Raw genomic sequence first — 6225 nt, forward strand, 5'->3', positions numbered from 1 at the left:
TTGAGATCTTTCTTACAGGCTCTGGCGAAGAAGGATGACTACGGCTGCCAGTAATTCTTCTCCCCACTCAACTTGCGATCGAGAAAACTCGCAGCACTGATCAGCGCCAGATGCGTCAACGCCTGTGGCGTGTTGCCCAGATGCCGGCCACGGTTGTCGAATTCCTCCGCGTACAGCCCCAACGGATTGGCATAACGCAGCAGTTGCTCGAATTCCAAATGAGCCTTTTCGACTTGCCCGGCGCGTGCGAGACATTCCACATACCAGAACGAGCACGCGGCAAAGGCGCCTTCGGTGCCGGACAGTCCGTCGATGCCGCTGTCATCGTTGCGATAGCGGTAAACCATCCCGTCGCGGACCAGGTGCTTCTCGATGGCTTCCAGCGTCGCCAGCCATTTCGGATCCTTGGCGCTGACGAAACGCACCAACGGCATCAGCAACATCGAGCCATCCAGCGCCGTGCCGCCTTGGTACTGCACAAAATGTCCGCGTTCTTCATTCCAGAAGTTGTCCCAGATGTCGGCGTGGATTGCCTGACGGGTCTGGTCCCAGCGGGCGAAGGGTGCCGGCAGCGAGCGTTTCGAGGCCAGGCGGATTGCCCGGTCCAGCGCTACCCAGCACATCAAGCGCGAATGCAGAAAGTGATGTTGCTCACCGCGCATTTCCCAGATGCCTACGTCCTTGGTCTGCCAGGTCTCACAGACCTGATCGACCACTTCCATCACATGTTTCCAGCCTTCGTGGGAAATCGCGTCGCCGTACTTGTTGACCAGATAAACGGCGTCCATCAGTTCGCCGAAGATATCCAGTTGAATCTGGTCGTAAGCACCATTGCCGATGCGCACCGGTTTTGCGCCGCCATGCCCGGACAAATGCGTGAGTTCGGTTTCCGGCAGTTCCTGGCGGCCGTCGATGGCGTAGAGGATGTTCAGTTTCATCGACTGGCCGCTGCAATCGCTGACCCGCCCGCGCAGCCAGCGCATGTAGCCGTTGGCTTCGTCGACAAAGCCCAGGCGCATGAAGGCGTAGACGGTGAACGAGGCGTCGCGGATCCAGGTGTAGCGATAGTCCCAGTTGCGTTCGCCGCCGGGTGTTTCTGGCAGGCCGAACGTGGCGGCGGCGAGGATTGCGCCGTGCTGGCGCGAGGTCAGGAGCTTCAGGGCCAGGGCCGAGCGGTTGACCATTTCGCGCCAGCGACCGCGATAGTTGGACTGGCCGATCCAGTCGCGCCAGAACTTCAGCGTGCGCTCGATGCACAGTTGCGCGGCGCCTTCGGCGAAGCGCGGATCGTCGCTGGCGCCGAGCATGAATGCCGCCGTCTGATCCTGTTTGAGGGTGAATTGCCCGACCGCTGCATCCTGATCGACGCTCAAGCTTTGATCCGAGGCCAGTCGAAGCGTCGGCTGCCCGCTGGCGTTGAACAGTACATCGTTCTTGTCGATTGCGGCACGGGTTTCAGCGCGGGCATAGTCATGCCGAACCGCGCAGCGCAGGTGAAACGTCGCCTGCCCGCTGACCACCCGCACCCGGCGCATCAACAGCGGCAGGGCATCGTCGTTGTCGCCAATCGGCAGCAGGTCGGTGATTTCCACCACGGCGTGGTCACTGAGCCAGCGGGTTTGCAGGACGTTGGTGTCTGGCAGGTAAATCTGTTCGCGCCGGGCATCGGGCAGATCCGGCGCGAGCTGGAAAATCCCCGCGTCGGGGGTATCAAGCAGCGAACAGAAGATCGACGGGCTGTCGAACTCCGGCCAGCAGAAGAAATCCACGCTGCCCTTGTCATTGACCAGCGCGGCGCTGCGCATGTCGCCGATGATGCCGTGGGCGTCGATGGGGCTTTGTCGTTCGGGATGATGCTCAGCCATTGCCACGGAACTCCGGATAGAGGCTCATGCCGCCGTCGATGAACAGGGTGGTGCCGACGATGTAGTCCGAGGCGTCGGAGGCGAGAAACACCACCGCGTTGGCCACGTCCTCGACATCGCCGATGCGCCCGTAAGGGATGAGTTTGAGCAGGGCTTGGCCCGCGTCGCCTTCGGTGGCGTCTTTATTGATCGCCGTGCGGATCGCCCCCGGTGCGATGCCGTTGATGCGGATGCGCTGGTGGCTGACTTCCTGGGCCAGGGTCTGCATCAACTGATCGACGCCGCCCTTGGACGCTGCGTAATTGACGTGCCCGGCCCAGGGAATGCGCTGGTGCACCGAACTCATGTGGATGATTTTGCCGGCGGCCCGGGACACGCCTTCGCGCACGCCCTGGCGGTTGAAGATCCGCAGCGCGGCGCGGGCGCAGAGGAACTGACCGGTGAGGTTGACGCCGATCACCGCGTTCCAGTCGGCCAGCGACATATCCACAGCCGCCGCGTCTTTTTGCAGGCCGGAGTTGGCTACCAGAATGTCCAGCGTGCCGAAGGTGTCGAGGGTTTGCTGGAACAGTCTCTCCACGTCTTCCTCCTTCGAAACGTCGGCGCCGATGGCGATGGCCTGACCACCGTCGGCAATGATTTGCCGGGCCAGCGCTTCGGCGGGCTCGGCCTGGCGGTTGTAGTTGATGACAACGGAGGCACCGGCGGCGGCCAGGGCTTTGGCAGCGCCGTGGCCGATGCCGGAACTGGCGCCGGTGACCAGTGCCACTTGGCGGGCGAGGGAAATCTGCATGCAGGGTCGCGCCTTGGGTTGAGGACTTATTTAGCTGACTGATGGGCGGCGGCGAGAGTTCATCTGCGTACATGAAATCATCGACAGCTTTATTCGGCAGCGATTGGCCCTGCGCGCATTGGGGACTTCACATTCCACCAACAATTGCGCGCTTCCCCGGCCGTCAGGCTTTGTGGCAACTTGGCCGCCCCTGATGAGGCTGCATCCGATGGCAAACCCTTACCGCGAACTGTTCAACGCCCCCGGCGCCCGGGCTTTTGTGATTGCCGCGATGATCGCGCGCATGCCGATTTCCATGACCGGCATCGGCGTGATCACCATGCTCTCGCAATTGACCGGCGGCTACGCGTTGGCGGGCGGGGTGGCGGCGACGTTCGCGCTGGCTACGGCGTTTTGCGCGCCGCAGGTGTCACGGCTGGTGGACCGTTTCGGCCAGGGGCGAGTGCTGCCGGTGGCGGCGCTGATTGGCGGGGGCGCGCTGCTGATGTTGCTGCTGTGCACCCGTTTGCAGGCGCCGACCTGGACCCTGTTTGTCTGCGCCGCACTGGCCGGTTGCATGCCGAGCATGTCGGCGATGGCGCGGGCGCGCTGGACCGAAATCTATCGCGGCCAGCCGCAGTTGCAGACCGCTTATGCGCTGGAGTCGGTGCTCGACGAAGTCTGCTTCATCGTCGGCCCGCCGCTGTCGGTGGGCTTGTGCGTCGGCGTATTTCCCGAGGCCGGGCCACTGGCGGCGTTGTTGATGCTGGCGATCGGCGTCACGGCGTTCGTCGCCCAGCGCAGCACCGAGCCGCCGGTGCATCCGCACGAATCGCAGCATCAGGGTTCGATCATTCGTTCGACCGACGTCCAATGGCTGCTGGCGTTGATGCTCGCCATGGGCGTGATTGTCGGCGTGGTGGATGTGGTCAGCGTCGCGTTCGCCCAGCAGCAGGGCCAGCCGGCGGCGGCGAGCATCGTGTTGTCGGTGTATGCCATCGGTTCCTGTCTGGCCGGCATTGCCTTCGGCGCGATGCGCTCGAAGCTGCCGTTGCCGCGGCTGTTTCTCTACGGCGGTCTGGCGACGGCGGTGACTACGCTGCCGTTGTTGCTGGCGAGCAACATCTTCGGGTTGGCCGTCGCGGTGTTCATTGCCGGGCTGTTCTTCTCGCCGACCCTGATCGTGGCGATGGCGTTGATCGAGCGCATCGTGCCGCCGGCCAAGCTCACCGAAGGCCTGACCTGGCTGGTGACGGGTTTGAGCATCGGCGTGGCCATCGGCGCCGCCGGTTCCGGCGCACTGGTGGATGCGTTCGGCGCGCGCAGCGGCTTCTGGCTGGCGATTGCCGCCGGGGCGGTGGTGCTGGGCTCTGCGGTGCAGAGCTTTCGTCACCTCAAATAATGCCGGTTACCAGCCCCGGCCCGAGTTCACCCAGAAGTTGACCGACAGCGAAGTCGACACCGACTCCACCTGATGGAACCAGCCTTCGGGCAGGAACAGCAGATCGCCGGCCTCCAGGGTCACGCGCAGGAAGGTCACGTCGCGCGCGGCGGGGAAGCGCTCATAGTCCGGCGCATCCGGGTTGAAATCGCAGCCATCCAGGCCACCCTCGGGCGCGGTGGACCAGGTGCCCAGCGCTTCGCGGTGGTGGGGAGCCGCGAGGGTGAATTTCTTCTGGCCCCAGACCTGGGCGAACAGGTTGTCGGAGTCGTCGCGGTGCAGCGGCGTCAGCGTGCCCTTGGGGCCGATCCAGATCCGTGGCGGGATGAACAGCGAGCCATCGAAGTAGGGCGGGTATTTGATCTGCTGCATCAGCGCGGCCGGCAGGATGTTGTTGCCCATGTACGCCGGTGGCTCGCCGTCCGCACCCTTGACCGCCGGGCTCTCCAGCGAGGCGATGAAATCGGCCATCGAGGTGGAGCGGAAATCCCGTTCGGTGGAGAAGGTTTTTTTCACGTAGTCGCCGTGGCGGGTGATGCCTTGCAGTTCGGCGAAATGCACCAGCGACTCTTCGCGGCTGAGCTTGAACAGCGGCCAGTCGTGCAAGGCATTGCTGATGACCACCGGCGTGCCGAAGGGCAGGTAGCGTTCCTTGAACTCCTGAAGTGATAGCTCACTGCGCGGCCGCCGCTCGACGACGGTCTGCGCCGGTCGTGCGGCGGTGATGGCTTCACTGGGGCGCGGCGGCGTCGGGTAGCGCTTGTTCATGTCGACCTTTTGCGCCGGCGCACCACCGTAGCGCGCGTGGTCGATGATCTGCGGCAGCATCGTCGCCAGGCCCATGTTGCCGCCGATCTTCAGCCGACCGCTGGCGAACAGTTCTTCGACGTTGGCGGTGCCGCCCATGATCCCGGCGAAATCGTTCGGCGCCACTTCAATGGTCACATCCGGGTTCGGGTGTCGACCGGCCTCGGTACGGGTGCTGGCCTTGACCTCGGACCAGCACGCCAGCTGTGGACCCAGCACGAATTGGAAAACGCCTTCGATGCCGACGGCACCGGCATTGGCGAACAGCTTGCCCAGAATGGTCTGCAGGTCCACGGTGAATCCTCGTTGTTGTTTTGGCCTGAACGGTTAACGAGGGTTTGTAGGGGAAATTTAGCCACCGCCGACTAATTCTCCGGGTCGTTGATCCGTACCCTCTTGAAGAGACATTTTTTCGAGGGAAGCGTGGTGACCAAGTTGACCCTGCTGTGCCTGCCGTACTCCGGCGCCAGTGCCATGGTCTACAGCCGCTGGCGGCCAAAGCTGCCGCAATGGCTGCAACTGCAACCGGTGGAGCTGCCGGGGCGCGGCGCCCGGTTCGACGAACCGTTGCACACCGACATGCGGGTACTGGCGATGCAACTGGCCAGGGAATTGCGCCCGACACTCAAGACCCCTTATGCGTTGTTCGGCCACAGCCTGGGCGCGCTGGTGGCTTGCGAAATCGCCCATGCACTGCGGGCGCTGGGCTGCCCGGAACCGGTGGCGCTGTTCGCCTCGGGCACCGCTGCGCCGACCATGCGCGCCGATTACGACCGCGGTTTTGCCGACCCGAAGACCGACGCCGAGCTGATCGATCAGCTGCGCACGCTCAACGGCACCAGCGAGGAAGTGCTGGCCAACGAAGAGTTGATGAGCCTGACCCTGCCGATCCTGCGCGCGGATTTCCTGCTCTGTGGCAAGTTCCAGCCGTTGCAGCGCCCGCTGCTCAAATGCCCGGTGCATGTGCTCGGCGGCAAGGCCGACAAGGCCACCACCGAGCAATTGATCGGCTGGAGCAAGGAAACCTCGGGCAGTTTCTCGGTGGACATGCTGGCCGGCGGGCACTTCTTCATTCATGAACACGAAGCCCGGGTGCTCAAGGTGATCAAGGATCAACTTGAGGTGCATCACCGTCGGCATTCGCTGGCCGTCAGCGCCTGAGTTTCAATTGGCGGCTGCAGGCTCTCTGCCCGCAGTCGCTTCCTCTTGTGGCTTGCCGCTTCGAGCTTGCAGCTGCACCTCTGACACTTCTTCTCAATCGCTAATTTTTCCGGTCTGCATTCGTTTTATAGGGACGACGTGCCTTTGTGCTGCCTGCCTACTGATCCGGATGCCAAGAA

5 protein-coding genes are annotated in these 6225 nt (G+C 63.5%); 2 read left to right on the forward strand and 3 right to left on the reverse strand.

Annotated features, from left to right (window positions below):
- Positions 1-38: 38 nt before the first annotated feature.
- Together M5G18_RS10850 and M5G18_RS10855 are read right to left on the reverse strand one after the other, a co-directional pair.
- A complete protein-coding gene (locus M5G18_RS10850) occupies positions 39-1865 on the reverse strand; it encodes a glycoside hydrolase family 15 protein (protein WP_273900040.1) in 1827 nt (608 codons plus the stop codon).
- Positions 1858-2658: a glucose 1-dehydrogenase gene (locus M5G18_RS10855; RefSeq protein WP_273900039.1), complete on the reverse strand. Its 801-nt coding sequence runs from the start codon at positions 2656-2658 to the stop codon at positions 1858-1860. The genes M5G18_RS10850 and M5G18_RS10855 overlap by 8 nt, the downstream gene beginning before the upstream one ends.
- 208 nt (positions 2659-2866) lie before the next feature.
- Between M5G18_RS10855 and M5G18_RS10860 the strand changes: the two genes are divergently transcribed.
- Positions 2867-4039: an MFS transporter gene (locus M5G18_RS10860; RefSeq protein WP_007956351.1), complete on the forward strand. Its 1173-nt coding sequence runs from the start codon at positions 2867-2869 to the stop codon at positions 4037-4039.
- Positions 4040-4045: 6 nt separating this feature from the next.
- Here the strand turns inward: M5G18_RS10860 and M5G18_RS10865 are convergent, their stop codons facing one another.
- Positions 4046-5179: a cupin-like domain-containing protein gene (locus tag M5G18_RS10865; protein ID WP_273900038.1), complete on the reverse strand. Its 1134-nt coding sequence runs from the start codon at positions 5177-5179 to the stop codon at positions 4046-4048.
- 129 nt (positions 5180-5308) lie between these two features.
- On the opposite strand from M5G18_RS10865, the gene M5G18_RS10870 reads away from it, so the two are divergent.
- Positions 5309-6046, forward strand: a complete 738-nt coding sequence (locus M5G18_RS10870) for a thioesterase II family protein (protein WP_273900037.1) — start codon at positions 5309-5311, stop codon at positions 6044-6046.
- Positions 6047-6225: the final 179 nt, after the last annotated feature.

Origin of the sequence: Pseudomonas aphyarum, from assembly GCF_028657055.1 — a bacterium.
Lineage (GTDB): Bacteria > Pseudomonadota > Gammaproteobacteria > Pseudomonadales > Pseudomonadaceae > Aquipseudomonas > Aquipseudomonas aphyarum.

Bases quoted from the DNA above. Each gene is read 5' to 3' on its own strand.
- M5G18_RS10850 (WP_273900040.1), bottom strand. From the start codon at position 1,865: ATGGCTGAGCATCATCCCGAACGACAAAGCCCCATCGACGCCCACGGC.
- M5G18_RS10855 (WP_273900039.1), bottom strand. From the start codon at position 2,658: ATGCAGATTTCCCTCGCCCGCCAAGTGGCACTGGTCACCGGCGCCAGT.
- M5G18_RS10860 (WP_007956351.1), top strand. From the start codon at position 2,867: ATGGCAAACCCTTACCGCGAACTGTTCAACGCCCCCGGCGCCCGGGCT.